Consider the following 22,665-nt stretch of genomic DNA (forward strand, 5'->3'; position numbering starts at 1 on the left):
ACCCGTTCGCCACGCCCGACCAATCCCGGCGCGGGTCGACTAGACGCGCGCTCCTGACACGGCGCCCCAGGTGGTGCGCCAGCGGACCTTGACCATCGCAAGTCCGATGAAGCCGAGCAATGCCAGGCCGCCGAAGAACAGGAAGCCCGCGCCGAAGCCGCCGGTCCAGCCCTTGGCGGTGCCGAGCGTCTGCGCGAGGAAGAAGCCGCCAACGCCGCCGGCGCAGCCGACGAGGCCCGTCATCAGGCCGATCTCGTGACGGAAGCGCAGCGGGATCAGCTGGAACACGGCGCCGTTGCCCATGCCGAGCGCGAGCGTGCCGATCGAGAACAGCAGCACCGAGATCCAGGCGATGCGCGGCAGCTCCATCAGCGCCCAGCCGGCCGGCGTTGCCGCGGCAGGGCCTTCCGGCATGAAGGCGATCACGACATAGGCCGCGACCACGACGCCGAACAGGATCGACAGCGAGCGGATGCCGCCGATGCGGTCGGCGATCATGCCGCCGACCGGGCGGAAGCCCGAGCCGAACGCGACGATCAGCGCCACCAGCATGCCGGCGGCGACGCCGGAGACATGATACTGCACCGTGAAATACAGCGGCAATGCGTTGGCGAGGCCAACGAAGCCGCCGAAGGTGATGAAGTAGAAGAACATGAACCAGCGGCTGTCGGGATCCTTCAACAGCGCGCCATAGGCCTTCAGCGAGATCGGCTTGCGCTCACCCGGTGCGTCCTTGGCCGCGACGACGTAATAGGCCAGCACCAGCAGCATCGGAATCAGGAGGCAGCCGAACACGGCCTGCCAGCCCCAATGCTCGGCAATGCTCGGTGCGAGCAGCGTGTCGAGCACGACGCCCATATTGCCGGCGCCGGCAATGCCCATCACCACGCCCTGATATTGCGGCGGGTACCAGCGGCTGGCCTGGGGCAGGGCGACCGCGAACGACGCGCCGCCGATGCCGAGCACGAGGCCGAACAATTCGATCGCAAGCTTGCTCGGCAAGCCGGAGTACCAGACCGCGATCGTTGCCGCGATCACCACCAACTGCGCGATGATGCCGGTGCGCTTGGCGCCGATGGTGTCGGCGAGCAGGCCCATCGGCACGCGCAGCAGCGCGCCGGCCAGCACGGGAATGGCGACCAGGGTGAACTTCTCGTTCACGGCCAGATTCATGTCGCGCGCGATGTAGACGATCAGCGGTCCGAGCGCGACCCACGCCATGAAAGAGATGTCGAAGTACAGGAACGCAGCCAGCAGTGTCGGCCAGTGACCTGCCTTCTTGAATTCAGCGAACTTCATTGCAAGCCTCGCAATCGCACAGCCAGCGCCGACGCGATGTCGCGTTGGTTGCTGGCATGACGGGTTGATATGTTGGTGAAAGCGAGAGCTGCTCTCGTCGTTGAGGCGCACTCGATTGATGAGAGTGCAGCAATATCTGTGCCATCCTGTCGCACGCGTGCGCTTTGCCTGCAATCGCAAGGTGTTGCGGCCTGATTGGGGTCACGGCGTAAAAGCAGTGATTGCTGCCCTCGGCAGCAAACGCCGCTCTGCAAACGCGCAGGCTGGTGTTTTTTTGAGCGCGCGCACGCGAGTCGCCTCGCCGGAGAATCGGTGTTGCGCCGACGATCCCTGTGGCGCTCAATTTTTGCTGGGGTGCACAAGAGATGATCGGTCCGGCTCATAATTTGGCCAGCGCGCTGCTCCGTAGACGTACGTGCTTCCGCCGAACGCCCCGAAATCCCCTTGATTTTGCAGACAGATTTGACCGTGCCGAGTTGGCACGCGTTTTGAATATCAGTCTGCAATGGAATTCCGACTGTCACCGATGATGGTCTGCGCCCGCGGATGGGCTTCCGAAAACCTTAAACCTTGAATCACGCCGATCGACGACGCCTGTTGCGTCGGTGAGCGGTGTTGTCGGAATTGAAAGGCAGACCATGCTCGACAAGACAAAGAAGCAGAAGCTGGTGGTGATCGGCAACGGAATGGCCGGCATCCGCACCGTGGAAGCGTTGCTGGAGCGCGCGCCCGATCTCTACGAGATCACGGTGTTCGGCTCGGAGCCCTACGGCAATTACAACCGCATCCTTCTGTCGCCGGTGCTGGCCGGCGAGAAGACCGTCGATGACATCATGCTCAACACCATCGACTGGTATGAGGAGAACAACATCAATTTGCGCAAGGGCGAGACGATCACGATGATCGATCGCCGTACCTGCGAGGTCGTCACCGCCGCCGGCGAGCGCGTGCCCTACGACCGCCTGCTGATCGCGACCGGCTCCAACCCGATCATGCTGCCGCTGCCGGGCAAGGACCTGCCGGGCGTGATCGGCTTCCGCGACATCTATGACGTCGATCGCATGATCGAAGCCTCGACCACCCACCGCCATGCCGTGGTGATCGGCGGCGGTCTGCTCGGTCTTGAAGCCGCCAACGGCCTGATGAAGCGCGGCATGAACGTGACCGTCGTGCACCTGCTCGACACCTTGATGGAGCGTCAGCTCGATCCGGTGGCCGGCGGCCTGCTGCGCAAGTCGCTGGAAGAGCGCGGCATGGTGTTCAAGATGCCGGCGCAGACCAAGGCGATCCTCGGCACCGACCGCGTCACCGGGGTCAGCTTCGGCGACGGCACCGAACTGCCGGCCGATCTCGTCGTGATGGCGGTCGGCATTCGCCCGAATTTCGAGCTCGCCAAGAAGGCCGGCCTGCATTGCGAGCGCGGCATCGTCGTCTCCGACACGATGCAGACCTATGATGGCCGCATCTACGCGGTCGGCGAATGCGTGCAGCATCGCCGCCAGGTCTACGGCCTCGTGGCGCCGCTGTTCGAGCAGGCCAAGGTCTGCGCCAATCATCTGGCGATGAAGGGCTTTGCCACCTATGACGGCTCGGTCACCTCGACCAAGCTGAAGGTCACCGGCATCGACCTGTTCTCGGCCGGCGATTTCGCACCCGGCCCGGACAAGGAGGAGATCGTGCTGCAGGACGCCCATCGCGGCGTCTACAAGCGCATCATCCTGAAGGACCAGAAGATCGTCGGCGCCGTGCTCTATGGCGACACCGTCGACGGCCCCTGGTACTTCCAGCATCTGCGCGACGGCACCGACGTCTCCCACATGCGCGAGCGCCTGGTGTTCGGCGCCGCCAATCTCGGCGACGGCGGCCATGCCGGCCAGAACTCGGTCGCCGCGATGAGCAACGAGACCGAGATCTGCGGCTGCAACGGCGTCTGCAAGGGCACGATCGTCAACGCGATCACCGAGAAGAAGCTGTTCACGCTGGACGACGTCCGCGCCCATACCAAGGCGTCGTCGTCCTGCGGCTCCTGCACCGGCCTCGTCGAGCAGGTGCTGGCCTTCACGCTCGGCGGCGATTATTCGGCGGCGCCGAAGGTCAAGCCGATCTGCAAATGCACCGATCACAGCCATGACGACGTCCGCCGCGTCATTGTCGAGAACAGCCTGAAGACCATCCCCGATGTGATGCGCTTCATGGAGTGGAAGACCGACAACGGCTGCCATTCCTGCCGTCCGGCGCTGAACTATTATCTGCTCGCGACCTGGCCCGGCGAATACCGCGACGACCAGCAGTCGCGCTTCATCAACGAACGCGTCCACGCCAACATCCAGAAGGACGGCACCTATTCGGTGGTGCCGCGGATGTGGGGCGGCGTCACCACGCCGGACGAGCTGCGCGCGATCGCCGACGTCGCCGACAAGTTCAAGATCCCGACGGTGAAGGTCACCGGCGGCCAGCGTATCGACCTGCTCGGCGTCAAGAAGGAGGATCTGCCCGCGGTGTGGGCCGACCTCAACGACGCCGGCATGGTGTCGGGCCACGCCTACGCCAAGGGCCTGCGCACGGTGAAGACCTGCGTCGGCTCGGAATGGTGCCGCTTCGGCACCCAGGATTCCACGGGCCTCGGCGTCAAGATCGAGAAGTTCATGTGGGGCTCCTGGACCCCGGCCAAGGTCAAGCTCGGCGTCTCCGGCTGCCCGCGCAATTGCGCGGAGGCGACCTGCAAGGACGTCGGCGTGATCTGCGTCGACTCCGGCTACGAGATCCACTTCGCCGGAGCAGCGGGCCTGCACATCAAGGGCACCGAGTATCTCGGCAAGGTCGAGACCCAGGACGAGGCGCTCGAAGTGATCGTGGCGCTGACCCAGCTGTACCGGGAGGAGGGCTGGTATCTCGAGCGCATGTACAAATGGTGCGACCGGGTCGGCCTCGAGCAGATCAGGAAGCGCGTGCTCGACGACGTCACGAACCGCAAGGCGCTGTTCGGCCGCTTCGCCTATTCGCAGCAGTTCGCCCAGACCGATCCGTGGGCCGAGCGCGCCAGCCAGGGCGTCGACCGCAATGAATTCGCCCCGCTTGCCGAATTGGAGCTCGCATGACCAACTGGATCCAGATCGGCGCCTTGACCGACATTCCGAAGCTCGGCTCGCGCGTGGTGCGCACGGCGGGCGGCGACATCGCGGTGTTCCGCACCGCCGACGACGAGGTGTTCGCGCTCAACGACCGCTGCCCGCACAAGGGCGGGCCGCTGTCGCAGGGCATCGTGCACAACAAGCGCGTGACCTGCCCGCTGCACAATTTCGTCATCGAGCTGAAGACCGGTGAGGCGGTGGCGCCCGACGAGGGTTGCACGGCGTCGCATCCCACCAAGGTCGAGAACGGTATCGTGTGGCTGTCGCTGCGCCAGCCCGCTTTGGTGAGCTGAGCACAGGGCATGTCCGTCAAGACCACCTGTCCCTATTGCGGTGTCGGCTGCGGCGTCGTCGCGCGCAAGGGCGCCGACGGCACGGTCAGCGTCGAAGGGGACAAGGAGCACCCGGCCAATTTCGGCCGGCTGTGCAGCAAGGGCTCGGCGCTCGCCGAGACCATCGATCTTGACGGGCGGCTGCTCGAGCCGATGGTGAATGGCGCGCCTGCGACGTGGGACGATGCGCTCGACATCGTCGCTGATGGCTTCGCCAAGGTGATCCGCGAGCACGGGCCGGATGCGGTGGCGTTCTACGTCTCCGGCCAGCTGCTGACCGAGGACTATTACGTCGTCAACAAGCTCTCGAAGGGCTTTGTCGGCACCGCCAATATCGACACCAATTCGCGGCTCTGCATGGCCTCGAGCGTGGTCGGCCACAAGCGCGCCTTCGGCAGCGACACGGTGCCCGGCTGCTACGAGGATCTCGAGCAGGCGGACTTGCTGGTGTTCGTCGGCTCCAACGCCGCCTGGTGCCATCCGATCCTGCATCAGCGCATGCTGGCGGCGAAGGAGAAGAACCCCAACTGCAAGATCGTGGTGATCGATCCGCGCCGCACCGCGACCTGCGAAGGCGCCGATCTGCACTTGTCGCTGCGCGCTGGCAGCGACACCGTGCTGTTCAACGGGCTGCTCGCCTATCTTGCCGGCAACAATGTGATTGATCGTGAGTTCGTCGGCAGCAGCACGACCGGCGTTGCCGACGCGCTCGCGGAAGTCGCCGGCCAGACGGTCGCGCGGACGGCTGCGATCTGCGGCCTGACCGAGGGCACCGTCAGCCTGTTCTTCGACTGGTTCGCGAAAACCGAGCGCGTCGTCACGCTGTATTCGCAGGGCGTCAACCAGTCGACCAGCGGCGTCGACAAGGTCAATTCGATCATCAACTGCCATCTCTTGACCGGCCGCATCGGCCGGCCCGGCATGGGGCCGTTCTCGCTGACCGGCCAGCCCAACGCGATGGGCGGCCGCGAGGTCGGCGGGCTCGCCAACCAGCTCGCCGCGCACATGGAGCTGGAGAAGGCCGAGCACCGCGACATCGTGCAGCGGTTCTGGCGCGCGCCCGTGATGGCGGACAAGGGCGGACTCAAGGCCGTCGACATGTTCGATGCGGTCGCGGCCGGCAAGGTCAAGGCGATCTGGATCATGTCGACCAATCCGGTGGTCAGCCTGCCGGATGCGGATCGTGTTCGTGCCGCGCTGGAGGCCTGCGAGCTCGTGGTCGTGTCCGACTGCATGCGCAGCACCGACACCACGCGCCATGCCCATGTGCTGCTGCCGGCGCTGGCCTGGGGCGAGAAGGACGGCACCGTCACCAATTCCGAGCGCCGCATCTCGCGGCAGCGCTCGTTCCTGCCGGCGCCCGGTGAAGCGCGCGCCGACTGGCGGATCATCTGCGACGTCGCGAGCCGCATGGGCTATGCCGGCTTCGACTATGCCGGTGTCGCCGACGTGTTCCGCGAGCATGCCGACTTGTCCGGCTTCGAGAACGCAGGCAAGCGTGACTTCGACATCTCCGCGATGGCCGGTCTCGACGACAGCGCCTATGAGGCGATGGCGCCGGTGCAATGGCCGGTGACGGCGGCGCAGCCATTAGGCACCGCGCGGATGTTCCAGACCAACGAGTTCTTCACGCCGGACCGCAAGGCGCGCTTCATTCCGATCGTGCCGCGGCCGGCGCGCAATCCGACCAGCCGCGAATATCGCCTGGTGCTCAACACCGGCCGCGTGCGCGACCAGTGGCACACCATGACGCGCACCGGCAAAACCGCGCGCCTGCTGTCGCACATCTTCGAGCCCTATGCCGAATTCCATCCCGAGGACGCGCGGCTCGCCGGCGTCAAGCAGGACGGGCTGGCGCTGCTGACCAGCGCCTGGGGCAAGATGGTGGCGCGCGTCGTCGTGACCGCGGAGCAGAAGCGCGGCTGCGTGTTCGTGCCGATGCACTGGAACGAGGAATTCGCGGGCGAGGGCAGAGTGAACGCGCTGGTCAATCCGGCGGTGGATCCTTTGTCGGGCCAGCCGGAGTCGAAGCACACGCCGATCAAGGCCGATCCCTACAAGCCGAAATGGCAGGCCTTCATCCTGAGCCGCAACGAGATCAAGCGTCCCGACAGCGGTTACTGGGTGCACGGCAAGGCCGGCGATTGCTGGCGGCTCGAGGTGACCGGCAATGAGCGCCCCGAGAGCTGGCGCGACTGGGCGCGGGCCCAACTCGGGCTCGACGGCGTCGAGATCGAATGGATCGCCTATCGCGATCCGACCGCCGGCCGCTTCCGCTACGCCGCTGTGCGCGACGGCCGGCTCGAAGGCTGCGTGTTCATCGCGCCGAACCACACGCTGCCGTCGCGGGCCTGGCTGATCGGCCTGTTCGCCGAGCAGGAGTTGTCGGCGAATGCGCGGATGTCGCTGCTCGCGGGTAAACCGTTCGGCGACGGCGAGGACAAGGGCGCCATCGTCTGCTCCTGCTTCAGCATCGGGCGCAACCAGATCACCGCCGAGATCAAGAAGGGCTCCGACAGCGTCGAGGCCATCGGCCGCTGCCTGAAGGCCGGCACCAATTGCGGCGGCTGCAAGCCGGAGCTCAACAAGCTGATCGCGGCGACCGCGCCGATGCGGCAGGCGATCGCGTCCTAAAGCCTGGGTTCCTCCGATCCGGGTCGGTGCTCCGCCGCAGGGCGGATGGCTTCATGCCGACAATGCAGTGCTCGACTGCCGAAAATGGTGTATCCGCTGGGCAGAGATGCGCGGGCGCCTAATCCCGCGCCGCAGAATGAAGAATTCGGAGGAAGCTTTCATGTCGGCTCTGCCATTGTCGGGCATCAAGATTCTCGATTTGACGCGCGTGCTGGCCGGCCCGCTGTCGGCCCAGATGCTGGCGGATCTCGGCGCCGAGGTGATCAAGATCGAGCGCCCCGGCGGCGGCGATGACGCCCGCGCCTTCGGCCCGCCCTATCTCGAAGACCCCGAGGGCAAGGCGAACAACAACAACTCGTTCTATCTCTGCGCCAACCGCAACAAGAAGTCGGTGACCGTCAACATCGCCAAGCCCGAGGGGCAGGCGATCATCCGCGAGCTCGCCAAGGACGCCGACGTCTTCATGGAGAACTACAAGGTCGGCGACCTCAAGCGCTACGGCCTCGACTACGAGACCATCAAGGCGATCAACCCCGGCATCGTCTATTGTTCCGTGACCGGCTTCGGCCAGACCGGCCCCTACGCGCCGCGCGCCGGCTATGACGCGATCCTGCAGGCGATGGGCGGGTTGATGAGTGTCACCGGCCATATCGACGGCGAGCCCGGCGAGGGCCCGATGAAGGTCGGCCCCTCCATCGTCGACTACATGACCGGCATGAACACCTCGATCGGGATTCTCTCGGCGCTCTACCATCGCGATGCCAACAACGGGGAAGGGCAGCACATCGACGTCTGCCTGTTCGACACCGTGATCGCGTCGCTATCGCACTGGCTGCAGATCTATCTCGTCAACGGCGTGACGCCGCCGCGGCGCGGCACCTGGGGCAATGGCGGCATGCCGGCCGGCGTGTTCCGCTGCACCGACGGCGAGCTGATGCTGGTGGTCGGCAATGACGGCCAGTTCCAGCGCACCTGCGCGGTGCTCGGCGCGCCGGAGCTTGCGACCGACAAGCGCTTCGTCAAGAACAACGACCGCGTCGTGCATGGAAAGGAGATCATGGCGATCTTCGCCGGCCTGTTCCTGAAGCAGCCGGTGGCCTACTGGCTGGACAGGCTGGAGGAGGCGGGCGTGCCGTCAGGCCCGATCAACAATTTCGAGCAGGTGTTTTCGGATCCGCACGTCCAGTCGCGCGGCATGCGCGTCAACGTCAAGCATCCCTTCGAGCCGAACCTCTCGCTGATCCGCAACGCGCTGACCTTCTCCGGCACCCCGATCACCGACTACCGCGCCCCGCCGCTGCTCGGCGCCGACACCAAGGACGTGCTGGCGACCATCGGCTACGACGAGGCCAAGGTCGAAGGGCTGAAGGCGCAGGGGATTTTGTAATCACACTTCGATCATCTTCGAAGCATGATATAGAGAGTCCACGCTAGGCTGCGCACCATCGATCCCTCTTCGAAGGTGCCGGCCATGAAACGAGAAGCGCTCCGTGTCGAACCGATCTCTACCTATGTCGAACGCTGGGGATCGCCTCCGGGTTCGCCGGTGACGCGGGCCGGCAACATGGTGTTCGTCTCGGGGCTGCCGCCATTCGATCCCGAGACCGGCGAGATCGCCCGCGTTCCGATCGAGCGGCAGACCGAGCTCGTGCTTGAACAAATGAAGCTGTGCCTGGCCGCGGCCGGCGCGACCTTCGACAATGTGATGAAGTGCAACATGTTCTGCACCTCGTCAAAGCATTTCGCGGCGGTCAACGCCGTGTACCGCCGCTACTTCCCGGACAATCCGCCGGCGCGGATCTTCGTCTGCATCCCGGAATGGACCGGCCCGTTCGACATCGAGATCGACTGCATCGCGATGGTGTGATCACAAATCCTGCCGCGTCAGCCGTCCGTGCGCGACCATCGGCCGGACGACCGGCTTGCTCGGCGCCTCGCCATGCGTCAGCGCCATCACCGACACCGTGACCACGCGGTCGATGATTCCTGCGACATCGTCGAGATCGCATTTGCCCTCGGACAAACGCAGCAGGCGTTCCTTCTCGCGGATGGTGTGGTGGGCCATCGCGAGCGCAAAATGCAGGCCCCAATAGAGCTCGGCCTCGTCGCGGCCGGGCAGGGCGCGGCGCATCGCGGCGGCGAATTTGCGCAAATGGTCGACCTCGCGGTTCTTGATGCGGCGGATCGGCGGCACCGATTCAATTGACGCGCGGATCATGAAGCGCGCCGCGGTCGAGCCCTCGCGGTTCGGGCCGAGGCAGCCGCGCAGGGGCGGGCCGACCAGCGCGCGCATGATGTCGTCGATCGCAGCCCGGCCACCGCCGCGTTCTTCCGCCGCCTTCAACTCATTGAGACGCTCGCGGTTGGTCTGGATCGAGCGTGTCACGAACAGCTCGGCGATCAGCTCGTCCTTGGAGCCGAAATGATAATTCACCGCCGCGAGGTTGACGTTGGCTTCGGCGACGATGTCGCGCAGCGTGACGTCGCCGAAGCCGCGGTCGGCATAGAGCCGCTCGGCGGCGGCGAGGATCGCGGTTCTGGTCTGATCGCTGGCCATGGCTCACCTCGGGGCGGGGAGTTGCTTTTCAAACATTTGTATGAAACTATCGTTTGAAGAGCCGGAAATGTCAATCCGCATCCCGCGGCGGCGTTCTGGCACACCACGTTCATCTCGCCCCGACGCCCTTGCGGCATGCAGGCGCGAGGAGGACAGTGCAGCCCAACGGCCGAGCAAAAGGCCCAAACAAGTGACCCAAGTCTAGACGAGGAGCGTCCCATGGATTTCACGATCTCCGCCCGCCAGAAGGAATGGCTCGAGCGCGTTCAGGCCTTCATGAAGACGCATGTCCGGCCCGCGGTGCCGATCTATGACAAGCAGGATGCCGAGGGTCCGCGCTGGAAGGTGATCCCGATCCTCGAGGAGCTGAAGAAGAAGGCGAAGGCCGAAGGCCTCTGGAACATGTTCATGCCGCCGTCGCAGCATGAGGACGACGAATTCCACGGCGCGGGATTGAGCAATCTCGAATATGCGCTGCTGTCGGAGGAGATGGGCCGCATCTCCTGGGCCTCGGAGGTGTTCAACTGCTCGGCGCCCGACACCGGCAACATGGAAGTGTTCATCCGCTACGGCTCCAAGGAGCAGAAGCGCAAATGGCTGCGCCCGCTGATGGACGGCGAGATCCGCTCCGCCTTCCTGATGACGGAGCCGGCAGTCGCGTCCTCCGACGCCACCAACATCGAGACGCGGATCGAGAAGGACGGCGATCACTACGTCATCAACGGCCGCAAATGGTGGTCGTCGGGCGTCGGCGATCCCCGCTGCAAGATCGCGATCCTGATGGGCAAGACCGATCCGAAGGCGGCGACGCATCAACAGCAGTCGCAGATCCTGGTGCCGCTCGACACGCCCGGCATCAAGGTCGAGAAGATGCTGCCGGTGTTCGGCTATGACGATGCGCCGCACGGCCACGCCCAGGTGCTGCTGGAGAACGTGCGCGTGCCGAAGGAGAACATCCTGCTCGGCGAGGGCCGCGGCTTCGAGATCGCGCAGGGCCGTCTCGGGCCCGGCCGCATCCACCACTGCATGCGCACCATCGGCCAGGCCGAGGAGGCGCTGGAGAAGATGGTGAAGCGGCTCGCCTCGCGCACCGCGTTCGGCAAGAAGATCATCGAGCACTCGGTGTGGGAACAGCGCATCGGCGAAGCGCGCACCGACATCGAGATGAATCGCCTGCTGTGCCTCAAGGCCGCCGACATGATGGACAAGGTCGGCAACAAGACCGCGCAGCTCGAGATCGCGATGATCAAGGTCGCCGGTCCCAACATGGCGCTGAAGATCATCGATCAGGCGATCCAGGCCCATGGCGGCGGCGGCGTCTCCGACGAAGCCGGCCTTGCGCGCGCTTACGCCCACATCCGCACGCTCCGTCTCGCCGACGGTCCGGACGAGGTGCACAATCGCGCCATTGCCAGACTTGAACTTCGGAAGTATGCAAACAAGGCGCATTGATCCTGTTGCGTCATGAACGCTGTAACCCCTCATCCTGAGGAGCCCGCAACGCGGGCGTCTCGGAGGATGCGGCCACAGACGGGGCCTCGTGGTTCTCAAGGCGATGCGAAGCATCGTCCGGAGCGCGTTCCGCGCTCCTCACCATGAGGGTTTGTGACGGAGCAAGACCAACGGGAGCGCCAGCGATGGCGCTCTCCAAGAACCGTTAAGAGAACAGTTGAGGGAGCGTCATCGTGGCGGACGGCGTCAGGAAAGACGAAGAATTTTCCGGCACAAGGGAAGTCGAGGAGCGCCATCGTATCAACGAGGCGAACCTCGATGCCTGGATGAAGGACAATGTCGAGGGCTATCAGGGCCCGCTGAAGGTCCTGCAGTTCAAGGGCGGTCAGTCCAATCCCACCTACAAGATCGAAACGCCCGGTCGCAACTATGTGATGCGCCGCAGGCCGTTCGGTAAATTGTTGCCGTCGGCGCACGCGGTCGACCGCGAGTTCCGCGTCATCGCCGCGCTCGGCAAGCAGAACTTTCCGGTCGCGCGCGCCTACGCGCTCTGCACCGACGATGCCGTGATCGGCTCGGCCTTCTACATCATGTCGATGGAAGAGGGCCGGGTGTTCTGGGATCCGACCTTGCCGAGCCAGGATCCGGACGCGCGGCGAAAAATCTTCACCAGCAAGATCGAAACGCTGGCGAAGCTGCACATCCTCGATCCGGAGACAATCGGCCTCGGCGACTTCGGCAAGCCCGGCAATTATTTCGCGCGCCAAGTCGATCGCTGGACCAAGCAGTATCGGGCGTCCGAGACCCAGCACATTCCGGAGTTCGAGAAACTCGCCGAATGGCTGCCGAAGACGGTGCCGGAGCAGAAGCGCGTCTCGGTCGTGCATGGCGACTATCGCCTCGACAACATGATCTTCCACGCGACCGAGCCGCGCGTGCAGGCGGTGCTGGACTGGGAGCTGTCGACGCTCGGCGACCCCATGGCCGACTTCACCTATCTGTTGATGCAGTGGACCATGCCGGGTCTCGCCGGTGTTGATCTCAAGGCACTCGGCATCCCGAGCCAGGACGAGGCGGCGCAGATCTACTGCGACGTCACCGGCATCGCAGTGCCGGATCTCAACTGGTACTTCTCGTACAATCTGTTCCGCCTTGCGGGCATCACCCAGGGTATTGCGGGGCGGATCCGCGACGGCACCGCCGCGAATGCCAAGGCCATCGAGTCGGCCAAGCGCACCGTGCCGCTGTCGCAAGCATCATGGGAATACGCGCAGAAGGCCGGTGCGGTGTGAGATCAGGCGGCGCGATTCGTTTGGAATCGCGCCGCCTTTCTTTTTGACGTCATTGCCGAACGCTGTTATCCGGCCGCTGTAGCAACAATCGCGGACTTCTCTTCACCTCGCCCCGCTTACGGGGAGAGGTCACATCGCATCGAAGATGCGATGTGGGTGAGGGGGAGTCTCCGCGAGCGCAACTGTCAAAGTATCTGCGGAAGCAGCCCCTCACCCCAACCCTCTCCCCGCAAGAGCGGGGCGAGGGGGCCTCATCTCTTCGCGGCTCGAGCGCCCTGGATTTCGACTTGAAGCTTTCCCCGAACATCCGCGGCGGCCTGTTGATGGTCGCGGCCATGGCCAGTTTCACGACCAACGACACACTGACGAAAGCCGTGTCGGCGGAGATGAACATCGGACAGATCCTGCTGCTGCGCGGCGTGTTCGCGCTGGCGCTGATCGGTGCGCTCGCGGTGCATCGCGATGCCTTGCGGCCGCTGAAGTCGCTGCTGATCCGCCCCGTGGCCTTGCGTGGCATCGGCGAGATCGGCGGCACGCTGACCTTCCTGACCGCGATCTCGCACATGCCGCTGGCGAACGCTGCCGCGATCTTCCAGGCGTTGCCGCTCGTGATCACGTTCGGCGCAGCCATCGTATTCGGCGAGCCCGTCGGCTGGCGGCGCTGGCTCGCGATATCGGCAGGCTTCGTCGGCGTGCTCGTCGTGGTGCGGCCGGGCATGGCCGGCTTCAGCCAGTACGCACTCCTGGCGCTGGCGTCCGTCGCATTCTGCGCGGTGCGCGATCTCGCCACCCGCAGCATCCCCGGTCATCTGCCATCGGTGTTCATTGCGCTGCTCACGACGGTCACGGTGACCAGCGCAGGCGCCGTCGTGCTGGTGCCGCTCGGCGGCTGGACCCCGCCATCGGCAAAGGCGGTCGGCCTGCTTGCGCTGGCCGCGGTGTTCGTCCTGATCGGCTACCAATGCATCATCCAGGCGCTGCGCTCCGGCGACATTTCCGCAGTGGCGCCGTTCCGCTACTTCGCGCTGCTCTGGGCGATCGGACTCGGCTACCTCGTGTTTGGCGATCGCCCAGATCTGCCGATGGTGATCGGCGCTGCCATCATCGTCTCGTCAGGCTTGTACACCCTCTATCGCGAGCGCATCCGCAACAAGCTGCGGCCCGCCGCCACCGCGTCGAGTCTGCCGCCGGATGGGCTGTGACGACCCGCAACTGGTTCTTTGTCGCCCGCGGGCGGATTTGTTTTGATGGAAACCGTAGCCGGGGAAAGGACGCTCAAATGACACACTGCATTGTCGTCAGAGCAACTTGGGATACCGAGGCTTCGGTGTGGACGGTCGAAAGTCCCGATCTCCCGGGTCTCGTGACCGAAGCTGCAAGCATTGACGAACTCGACGCCAGGCTGTCGGGCCTGATCCGCGATCTCCTGGAAGATCACAGTGGCGGAGACTGCTATGAAGTCCCGGTCGAGGTCATCGCCAGCTTCTCCAAGCGGGTCCGAGTTGGCTCCGGCAAAGACATGGCATGAACGCTTCCGGGTTTCGAAACGATGGTTGATGAGCACCTCACGCTGCAGCAGATCGACGGACAGGATTGGGGAAATCCTGAGGCCGGCGAGACTGGCATGGTGGCAAAGTGCCGTCGTTTGCGTCGAACGCCCTTGAAGGACTTGAGTGTGAGCGATCTGCGTCTGCTCATAGGTCAAGAGATTGGCCTAACGACATTGGTTCCGAGAGCGCTTTTGCGCGTGTCTTCCGATCCGTTGACCGAGGGCGACTATTATCCAGGCGATCTCCTGAGTGTGCTTCTGCGAGTCAAAGGAGCGTACTGGTCTGAAAATCCCGACGAACTGGTCCGGCTTGTTTCGATTGCCAAGTCCGTGGAAACCAACGACCGCAAGGTGGTCGACGAATGTCGAGCGTTCCTTGCGGCGTACCCTTTGTAGGCAGGTTTCGACGCCATCACGTCCCGCAATGCGCGATCAGCCGCTCCACGAATCCCGCGCATTTCAACAGCTCCGACATCTCCACATACTCATCCGGCGTATGCGCCTGCCCGATGCCGCCAGGGCCGACCACCACTGACGGCACACCGGCCATGCTGACGAACAGCCCGGCCTCGGTGCCGAAGGCGACCTTGGCGTGGTCGTTGCGGCCGGCGAGCTGTTTTGCCAGCGTGACGATCGCCTCATCCGCGGGCGTGTCGAGCGCGGGATAGTCCAAAATCTCCTCGAAGGAGATGCCGCAGTCCGGATGGTGCTGCTTCATCGCCGGCTCGATCTCGGCCCTGGCCCAGGCGACGATCGCATCCGTCACCTGCTTCGACTCGGTGACGCCAAGCCCGCGGCATTCGAACTCGATCGTGCAATGATCCGGCACGATGTTCAGCGCGGCGCCGCCATGCACGATGCTGGTGAGCAGCGTGGTGTGCGGCATGTCGTAGAGCGCATCGCGTGGACCGTTCTTCGCGAGCTCTGTGGCGCGGCGGCGGATCTCGGTGATCAGTTCGGCGGCATATTCGATCGCGTTGACGCCTTCAGGGGCGATCGACGAATGCTTTGCCAGGCCGCGAAACGTCGCGCGTACGCCGTGCTTGCCCTTGTGGCCGATGATGACCTGCATCTGCGTCGGCTCGCCGACGAAGCAGCCGAGGGGCTTGACCGGCTTCGTGGCGACCTCGCCGAGCATCGGCCGCACGCCGACGCAGCCGATCTCCTCGTCATAGGAGATCGCCAGGTGAATCGGTGTTGAGAGCTTCGCCTCCAGCATCTCCGGAACCATGGCGAGGCAGACCGCGACGAAGCCCTTCATGTCGGTGGTGCCGCGGCCGTACAGCCGGCCGTCCTGCTCTGAGAGCTCGAACGGATCGCGGGTCCAGATCTGCCCGGTGACCGGCACCACGTCGGTATGGCCTGATAGCACGAAGCCGGGCTTGTCCGCGGGGCCGATGGTGACCCACAGCGAGGCCTTCTGCCCGGTGTCATCAACGATCCGCTCGCCGCTGACGCCGAATGAGGCGAGGTAGCTCTCGATATGAGCGATCAGGGGCAGGTTGGAGCGGTCGCTCACGGTGTCGAAGGCGATGAGGTCGGCGAGCAGTTTTCGGATGCGGTCGGGGCGGGGGCTTTGCATGTGTGGCTTCAGGTACGGGAAACAGATCGGCGAACCATAACAACGAAACTGTGACCGGGAAATGTGAATGCCGGAATGGCCGTAATTCCTGCGCAGGATTGCGCTTCGATGGCTCGCCCCCATCTGTTGCCCAAAAGGGAGGCCACGATGATCCAGCAGTTGCGCATCTACGAGATCTTCGAGAAGAACAAGGCTGCGTTCCATGCCCGGTTCCGCGACCATGCGGCGCGGATCATGACCGGCCGCTACGGCTTCAAATTCGTCCAGATGTGGGAAACGCGGTTCGGCGACCGCACCGAGTTCGTCTATCTCCTGGACTGGCCCGACGAGGCGACCAAGACGGCGCAATGGGCGGCGTTCATGGCCGATGCCGAATGGGCCGAGATCAAGCGCGTGACCCATGCCGAGCACGGGCTGATGGTGGGGGAGATCGAGGATCGCCTGCTGGTGCCGGTGGATGATGCGCCGGAACGCTCCCGCTGACATTAGACCGCTGATTTGCCCGACGGCGCAAGGCCCCGGCGCAAAAATATTTCGTCTTGCATGAAATTCGGATTATGCTATATGTACATCCATCTCACCCTCTGAGGGGCGTTGCGCAATGTCACGAACGCGGGTCGAGATGCGGTGGACGCCGGGCGTGCGAGTGACATGCGCGCGCAAGGCGTACGGCGAAGTCGTGTGGGCCTGATGTCCAGCCCTAAATAGCCCTAAAAACGGCAATCTTTCCAATCGCTTGAAAAAGCTATGGGCTGCAGGATGCCCCGCAGGCCCCAAATAGGCCCCTGTCCAGCAAGTGGTGAAGCTTGGGCATATTTGGGCGGCCTTTGAGCGTTTCGAGGGGCCGCGCTTTTCTTTGTTCGGCGTTTTCGCAACCTGACCAACAAAGCTCGATGCCGCTTCGCTACACCGACCAGATCATTGCAGGCGCGCCCCGCAGCTACGAGATGGGGACGTCGTTCAAGTGGTAAGCCCAATCACATATCGTCTGCTGCTGGCCCACGGCCACTCCGGTGGTGAGGTGAGACCTTGGGTCGAACTTACAGTTGACCAATCATTGCTTTCACCAAGAATTGTGATCCTACGGCAACACTGTCAGCTAATCCCACAAAGGCTAGCTTCGCTCGTTTAACAGCATTGTCCGCCGTGTTACTCCTGCAAAAGGGGTTCAGGCCAATGACATGGGTTGCGTTCAAGCGACGGATCGGCTGGGGAGCTGCTTTCGTAGGCGCCTATGCGCTAGTATTGAACCTTGTTCTTTCCAGCCTGCTGGTCGCCAGCGTTTCCCCGGCCTTCGCCGCAGATGAGCACGTGCTCTGCGTCAGCAACGGCAGCGACCGCGCGGCTCAAAATGAGACTGGGAAAGGCCGGCAGAACTCGGTCGTTCACTGCCCCGTCTGCGTCGGTCACCACGTCTCTGGTGCGTTGCCGCCATCTCAGCCAACGCTTGCTTGCGGCTCACACGTCCGATCGCCGAGCGCTATCCCGTTCGAAGCACGGTTTGTTGCGCCGCTTCGCACCTACGATCATCAATCTCGAGGACCTCCTTTTCTGATCTGACAGCTGCGCTACCGCGCCGATATTGTCTGATCGATTGGGAGTTTTGTCGTGTTGTCCACCATCAGGTGGCTGCGAGCCTGTGCGCTCGCCAGTGCCGCCGTTATCCTGTCTTCACCTGTAAAAGCACAATCAAGCGGCCAGAAGCAGTTGCCGCCGGTGACTGTTGAAGCACCAAAGCAAAAGCGGGCTGCCGCAAGCCGTCCGTCCCAGCAGGCAGCCCGCTCATCGCCAAGCGCGCCTACCAGACGGGTGCCGGTCTCAACGGCCCAATCAACCGGCGATCAGGGAAGCGCTTCGCGTGCAGCACTGGGCGTCCTTTCTGCCCAGCAAGCTCTCAGGGAGATCAACAACACACCGGGAGGCGTTGCGCTCGTTCCAGCCGAGGCCTATCGAAATTCGACCGTCTCGAACACGATAAAGGACATCCTGGACTATGTTCCGGGCGTATTCGCCCAGCCGAAATGGGGCGACGACACGCGCCTGTCGATCCGTGGTTCAGGTCTGTCGCGCAACTTCCACCTGCGCGGCATCCAGCTCTACATGGACGGCATTCCGATCAACACCTCGGACGGGTACGGCGATTTCCAGGAGATCGACCCGACAGCCTACAAATATGTGGAGGTCTACAAAGGTGGTAACGCACTGCAGTTCGGCGCCAATTCGCTGGGGGGCGCCATCAATTTTGTCACCCCGACCGGGCGCGATGCCTATCCCAACGGCGCCTCAGTAGACTTCGGCGCATTCAACACGAAACGGCTACAGGCCAATGTCGGCGGTGCGAACGGCCCGTGGGATGGCTTCGTCACCGCATCCACGCAGGCCTCGGACGGCTTTCGTGATCACAGCTTCGGATCAAGCAACAAACTCAGTGCCAACGTCGGCTATCAGATTTCGCCTGACGTCGAAACGCGCTTCTACCTGAACGCCAACGAGGTGCGCCAGCGCATCCCTGGCAGCATCGACAGAACAACGGCGCTGACCTCGCCGACCACGCCCGCGGCCGTCAATGTTGCCAATGACTGGCAACGGAACATTGACACCGTACGGCTCGCCAACAAGACCACCGTTCAGATCGATGATACGAAGGTGGAGTTCGGGGCGTTCGGCGTCGACCGCCATCTGATGCATCCGATCTTCCAGTGGCTCGACTACCGCTACAAGGATTACGGCGGCTTCGCCAAGGTGACGGACGACCGGCTCATCGGCGGCTACCGCAACCGGTTTGTCGCCGGCTTCAACATCCTCAACGGCACGATCGACGCGCAGCAATTCGTCAATATTGGCGGCTTCAAGGGGGCCCAGACATCAGCCTTGCGGCAAAGGCCGGAAAACTATTCGGCCTTCGCGGAGAACTCGTTCTATTTCCTGCCGAACGTCGCTCTTGTGGCCGGCACGCAGTATCTGTTCGCCGTGCGCGACCAGCAGGTCATTTTCTCCACCAACGGCGACGTGAACGGCCGCAGCACCTTCAGTCTGTGGAGTCCGAAGGCCGGGCTGTTGTGGCAGGTCGATCCCAGCTGGCAGGTGTTCGGCAATGTTTCGCGCAGCGCGGAGGTGCCGAGCTTCGGCGAAAGCGTCAGCCCGAACTTCCTCAATCCGGCGCTGCCGAACATTCCGTTCTTCCAGATCAAGCCGCAAACGGCAACGACGTTCGAGGTCGGCACCCGGATGAAGCGGCCAGATTACGCCTGGGAGGTCACGCTCTACCGGTCGCAAATCGACGACGAACTGCTGTGCTTGTACAGCGCATTCGGCAATTGCAACGTCACGAACGCCAACAAGACCATTCATCAGGGCATCGAAGCGGGTGCAGGCGCGGCGATCTTCCGCGATCTCTTCGTGAGTGGAGCCGCGCCTGACAAGATTTGGCTCAACCTGGCCTACACGCTGAACGACTTCCGTTTCGAGAACGACCCGGTGTTCGGCAACAACCAGCTGCCGGGTGCGCCGCGCCACTTCGTCCGCGCTGAGCTGCTGTACAAGCATCCGAGCGGCCTCTACTTCGGACCCAATCTGGAATGGGTGCCGCAGGCCTACTTCGTCGATAGCGCCAACACACTGATCAGCTCCGCCTACGCGATTTGGGGTTTCAAGGCCGGCTTCGACAATGGTGGTCCGATCACGGGTTACATCGAAGCGCGCAATATTGCAGACAAGGCCTACATCGCAAGCGCCAGCATTATCGACCGAGCGACACCGACATCGCCGCTGTTCGAGCCAGGTACCGGGAGAGCGGTCTTCGCCGGGATGAGGTATCGGTGGTGATGAGGATCGATGAAATCCCGCATGGCCATCCATGCGGCAGAACCAAGAGAAGGAAAGGGACGGCCCACATGCGTCACATTCTGCTGGCTCTCGCCGCTTTCGCTGGCTTCACCGGCGGGGCACAGGCACACGTCACCCTCGCGCAATCGGAGGCTCCGGTCGGAACTTCCTATCGGGCAACCTTCCGAGTTCCTCATGGCTGCGGCGATTCACCGACGCTGAAGGTCCGCGTCCGGATTCCCGACGGAGTGGTCGGGGTCAAGCCGATGCCGAAGGCAGGCTGGCAGATCGATCTTGTCAAAGGCAGCTATGACAAGTCGTACGCCATGTACCACAGCAACGTCACCGAAGGCGTTAAGGAGGTGTCGTGGACCGGCAACCTCCCGAACGACTACTACGAGGAGTTTGTGATCTCAGTCTACCTTACCGACGACTTGGCCCCGGGCCGCATGTTATATTTCCCGGTGGTACAGGAATGCGAGGGCGGCGGCGCCCACCGCTGGATCGAAATCCCCACGAGTGGAAAGTCTGCGGCGGACTACAAGGAGCCGGCACCGGGTTTGAAACTCCTGCCGAAACAGTGAGGTCCGCTGTGGCCTTTAGCAGACCGATCGAGGGATATCAGGCTGCGGAAAATGATTCTAACAAATCAAAACCGCGCAGCTACCGTCAGTCGCACTGCACGCGGCTCTGCGGGATGAACATGGCGGTCGGCGACACCGTCGATGGGCTCGCCCGGAAGTCGTGAGAGATAATAGTATTCGATCTGGTTTGTCTGCGCGTTGAAGAGATTGAGGATGTCGAGCTGTACGCGCAGGCCGTTGTCGAATCGATATCCCGCACGCGCATTGAAGATCAGCGACGCCAGCGATCGCACGCTGTCGTCCTCGATCAACGGCCTAGGTCCGAAATAGCGCGCTTTTAACGCACCGAACCAGCCGGTCTCGCGGCCGAACGTGATGGCGGCGCTTCCCACCCAGGCAGGAGCGCCGGGGATGCGGTCGCCCACAGGATCGATGTCGGTGAAGCGCGCCTTGGTATAGGCGACGTCGAGATCGAACGACAGCCAGGGCAGCGGCTTGTACTGATTGACCCACTCCACACCGACGCGGCGACTTGGTCGGCTTGGCTCCGTGGTGCCGGCATCACCGACGAACAGAAGTTCGGAGTCGAAATCGAGAACGAAGACCGCGACTGAACTTGTGAGGCCCTCAATTGGCTTGGTGCGAACGCCGACCTCCGCGCCGCGTGACCGGACGAGAAGCGGCACGCGGTCCAGCGGCGTCACCTTGTCATTGGGATCAACCGTAATGGTCGCGCCTCTGATATCGTTGCTATGGAGGCCGTAACCGGCATTGCCATAGAACTCGGTCTTGAACCATGGGCCTAATACGATGCCGCCCTTGGGGCTCATCATCGATGCCTGCGCATTTCCTGAATTTTCCGGAGTGTCGCTTAGCACGCGCCCGGCGAAGAAATCCTCGCGGAGACCAACTGTCGTGCGCAGCCAGTCGGTCCATCGTGTGGTGGAATCGGTCCAGATGCCGACATTGCCCTCGCGGACGCTATCCTCTCGCACCGTCGACAACCAGTTGCGTTGCTCGGTCTTGAAGAGGCCGACCCGGATGTCATCGTATCGGGTTTGCATGCCGACGCGGGTCTGTGTCTCGAAGCTACCGAACCGCCAGTCAAATGCATGTCGCGCGTCGAAGCCGCTGACCGTTCGTTGATCGAGCTGGTTGAACTGGTCGCCATTGACGGGATCGTCCAGGAAGTACGTGAAATCATTGTAGAGCTGCAGACTCGAACGAATTGCGTAGGCGCTGATCTTGGTCTGGCCGTAGTCGCTCGAATGCGCAAAGTTGCTGGAGAGGCTGAAACGGCTGGACACACCCCCATCAGTCGGATCGAGCGAGCCGAGACGGCTGATGATGCCCTGATCAATCGCACGCTGGGCGACCTGATCGGTGGAGTTCCAGGCATTGGAATAGGCCATGCCACTTAGGGTGAAGCCATCAGTTGCTGTACCCTGGCTGTAGCGCAGCATGCCATTGATCTTACGTACGTCGTCCGGCACGTCCCATGGGCCGTTGTACCTTGTTCCTTCAATCGCCGCGAGCAACGTGCCATCACCGACAGCGGTAGAGCTTGCAGCAATGCCGCGACGATATCCGAAACTGCCAAAACTCACTTCCGCAATGTTCTTGGGCAGCTTGTTGACATAATCAATGCCAACGGCTCCGGCCGAACCAAAGTCGCCAACATCGGCGAAGTACGGCCCCTTGCGGACATTCACCGACTGGATCAACTCGGGGATCAGGAAGTTAATATCAGCATAGCCTTGTCCGTGGCCATGGGTCGGCATGTTGACTGGCATGCCATCGACGGTGATGGCGAGGTCGGTGCCGTGGTCGAGATTGAAGCCACGCAGAAAATACTGATTGGCTTTGCCTTCTCCTGAGTGTTGCGTGACAATCAGGCCGGGCACGATTTCCAATGCCTCACCGGGGCGAGTGAAGGGCACCGCATTTACCTCGGCTCCGGCGAAGCGGATCGAACTGGCGGCTGTGGGGCGTAGGCCGGTAGTACCATCGGAAGACGAAGGCGTCACCCCATTCGAAACCGCACTCGCTGCTTCCTGTTGCTGCTCGGGCCGAGCCGCGCTTCTAGCACGAACCCCCCGATTTGGCAGAGGCCTCTGTCGGGCGACGCGCTTCGGCGGCTTTGCATCGGGCGCGGCTACAGTAACTGGCGGGAGTTGGTCTGGCTGCTGCGCGGAACGCTCCTGCGCTTCAGCAGGAAGAACCAGAATGGCAGATGATGCCATGGCGGAAAATATCCGCGACCAAACCCCGCGCACCGGTACGTCCCCGATCATAGTCGCAGTCACGTAGACTGCATTCCAACCCGGCGATGCAAACTATCAGCAGAAGTATGATCAATCAATAGATTCATCATACTTGATCGGTTTGTGCGAGCCGCGATATTGGTAGTAGTTCCTCTGAAATCTTC

At 63.1% G+C, this 22,665-nt stretch carries 18 protein-coding genes; 14 read left to right on the forward strand and 4 right to left on the reverse strand.

Annotated elements, in window-relative coordinates; all coding sequences use genetic code 11:
* Positions 1-39 precede the first annotated feature (39 nt).
* Positions 40-1,299: a nitrate/nitrite transporter gene (locus JQ604_RS14725; RefSeq protein ID WP_212358131.1), complete on the reverse strand. Its 1,260-nt coding sequence runs from the start codon at positions 1,297-1,299 to the stop codon at positions 40-42.
* 638 nt (positions 1,300-1,937) lie between these two features.
* On the opposite strand from JQ604_RS14725, the gene nirB reads away from it, so the two are divergent.
* The 5 genes from nirB to JQ604_RS14750 all read left to right on the forward strand — a co-directional run bounded on the left by nirB (position 1,938) and on the right by JQ604_RS14750 (position 9,263).
* Entirely contained in the window at positions 1,938-4,397 is a 2,460-nt protein-coding gene (gene nirB, locus JQ604_RS14730) for a nitrite reductase large subunit NirB (protein WP_212358132.1), read from the forward strand.
* On the forward strand, positions 4,394-4,723 hold the full coding sequence (nirD, locus tag JQ604_RS14735; protein WP_212358133.1) for a nitrite reductase small subunit NirD: 330 nt from the start codon (positions 4,394-4,396) through the stop codon (positions 4,721-4,723). The genes nirB and nirD overlap by 4 nt, the downstream gene beginning before the upstream one ends.
* A 9-nt stretch (positions 4,724-4,732) precedes the next feature.
* Positions 4,733-7,396: a nitrate reductase gene (locus JQ604_RS14740; RefSeq protein WP_212358134.1), complete on the forward strand. Its 2,664-nt coding sequence runs from the start codon at positions 4,733-4,735 to the stop codon at positions 7,394-7,396.
* A gap of 160 nt (positions 7,397-7,556) precedes the next feature.
* On the forward strand, positions 7,557-8,783 hold the full coding sequence (locus tag JQ604_RS14745) for a CaiB/BaiF CoA transferase family protein (protein ID WP_212358135.1): 1,227 nt from the start codon (positions 7,557-7,559) through the stop codon (positions 8,781-8,783).
* An 84-nt stretch (positions 8,784-8,867) separates the two neighbouring features.
* Positions 8,868-9,263, forward strand: a complete 396-nt coding sequence (locus JQ604_RS14750; RefSeq protein WP_212358136.1) for a RidA family protein — start codon at positions 8,868-8,870, stop codon at positions 9,261-9,263.
* Here the strand turns inward: JQ604_RS14750 and JQ604_RS14755 are convergent, their stop codons facing one another.
* A complete protein-coding gene (locus JQ604_RS14755) occupies positions 9,264-9,953 on the reverse strand; it encodes a TetR/AcrR family transcriptional regulator (protein ID WP_212358137.1) in 690 nt (229 codons plus the stop codon).
* A 219-nt stretch (positions 9,954-10,172) separates the two neighbouring features.
* Here JQ604_RS14755 and JQ604_RS14760 point away from each other — a divergent pair, with 219 nt between their 5' ends.
* The 5 genes from JQ604_RS14760 to JQ604_RS14780 all read left to right on the forward strand — a co-directional run bounded on the left by JQ604_RS14760 (position 10,173) and on the right by JQ604_RS14780 (position 14,642).
* A complete protein-coding gene (locus JQ604_RS14760) occupies positions 10,173-11,405 on the forward strand; it encodes an acyl-CoA dehydrogenase family protein (protein WP_212358138.1) in 1,233 nt (410 codons plus the stop codon).
* A gap of 233 nt (positions 11,406-11,638) precedes the next feature.
* The gene (locus JQ604_RS14765; RefSeq protein WP_212358139.1) at positions 11,639-12,697 is read left to right on the forward strand and encodes a phosphotransferase family protein; all 1,059 of its coding nucleotides are present in this window, start codon (positions 11,639-11,641) and stop codon (positions 12,695-12,697) included.
* Between the two features lie 287 nt (positions 12,698-12,984).
* Positions 12,985-13,899 (forward strand): DMT family transporter, encoded by a 915-nt coding sequence (locus tag JQ604_RS14770; RefSeq protein ID WP_212358140.1) that lies wholly within the window; start codon positions 12,985-12,987, stop codon positions 13,897-13,899.
* 77 nt (positions 13,900-13,976) lie between these two features.
* Positions 13,977-14,225 carry a DUF1902 domain-containing protein gene (locus JQ604_RS14775; protein ID WP_212358141.1) on the forward strand — a complete coding sequence of 83 codons (249 nt, stop codon included), beginning with the start codon at positions 13,977-13,979 and terminating at the stop codon, positions 14,223-14,225.
* Positions 14,226-14,246: 21 nt separating this feature from the next.
* The gene (locus tag JQ604_RS14780; protein ID WP_212358142.1) at positions 14,247-14,642 is read left to right on the forward strand and encodes a contact-dependent growth inhibition system immunity protein; all 396 of its coding nucleotides are present in this window, start codon (positions 14,247-14,249) and stop codon (positions 14,640-14,642) included.
* A gap of 16 nt (positions 14,643-14,658) precedes the next feature.
* Here JQ604_RS14780 and argE read toward each other — a convergent pair whose 3' ends face one another.
* A complete protein-coding gene (argE, locus tag JQ604_RS14785) occupies positions 14,659-15,828 on the reverse strand; it encodes an acetylornithine deacetylase (RefSeq protein WP_212358143.1) in 1,170 nt (389 codons plus the stop codon).
* Positions 15,829-15,975: 147 nt separating this feature from the next.
* On the opposite strand from argE, the gene JQ604_RS14790 reads away from it, so the two are divergent.
* The 4 genes from JQ604_RS14790 to JQ604_RS14800 all read left to right on the forward strand — a co-directional run bounded on the left by JQ604_RS14790 (position 15,976) and on the right by JQ604_RS14800 (position 20,237).
* Positions 15,976-16,311, forward strand: a complete 336-nt coding sequence (locus JQ604_RS14790) for an NIPSNAP family protein (protein ID WP_212358144.1) — start codon at positions 15,976-15,978, stop codon at positions 16,309-16,311.
* A 693-nt stretch (positions 16,312-17,004) separates the two neighbouring features.
* The gene (locus JQ604_RS42140; protein ID WP_433996248.1) at positions 17,005-17,388 is read left to right on the forward strand and encodes a DUF2946 family protein; all 384 of its coding nucleotides are present in this window, start codon (positions 17,005-17,007) and stop codon (positions 17,386-17,388) included.
* 48 nt (positions 17,389-17,436) lie between these two features.
* Complete coding sequence (locus JQ604_RS14795; protein WP_212358145.1) at positions 17,437-19,653, forward strand: TonB-dependent receptor family protein; 2,217 nt, start codon at positions 17,437-17,439, stop codon at positions 19,651-19,653.
* A 68-nt stretch (positions 19,654-19,721) separates the two neighbouring features.
* Positions 19,722-20,237 carry a YcnI family copper-binding membrane protein gene (locus JQ604_RS14800; RefSeq protein ID WP_212358146.1) on the forward strand — a complete coding sequence of 172 codons (516 nt, stop codon included), beginning with the start codon at positions 19,722-19,724 and terminating at the stop codon, positions 20,235-20,237.
* 65 nt (positions 20,238-20,302) lie between these two features.
* Here JQ604_RS14800 and JQ604_RS14805 read toward each other — a convergent pair whose 3' ends face one another.
* On the reverse strand, positions 20,303-22,480 hold the full coding sequence (locus JQ604_RS14805) for a TonB-dependent receptor (protein ID WP_212358147.1): 2,178 nt from the start codon (positions 22,478-22,480) through the stop codon (positions 20,303-20,305).
* Positions 22,481-22,665 lie beyond the last annotated feature (185 nt).

Origin of the sequence: Bradyrhizobium jicamae (assembly GCF_018130695.1) — a bacterium.
Classification (GTDB): Bacteria; Pseudomonadota; Alphaproteobacteria; order Rhizobiales; family Xanthobacteraceae; genus Bradyrhizobium; species Bradyrhizobium jicamae_B.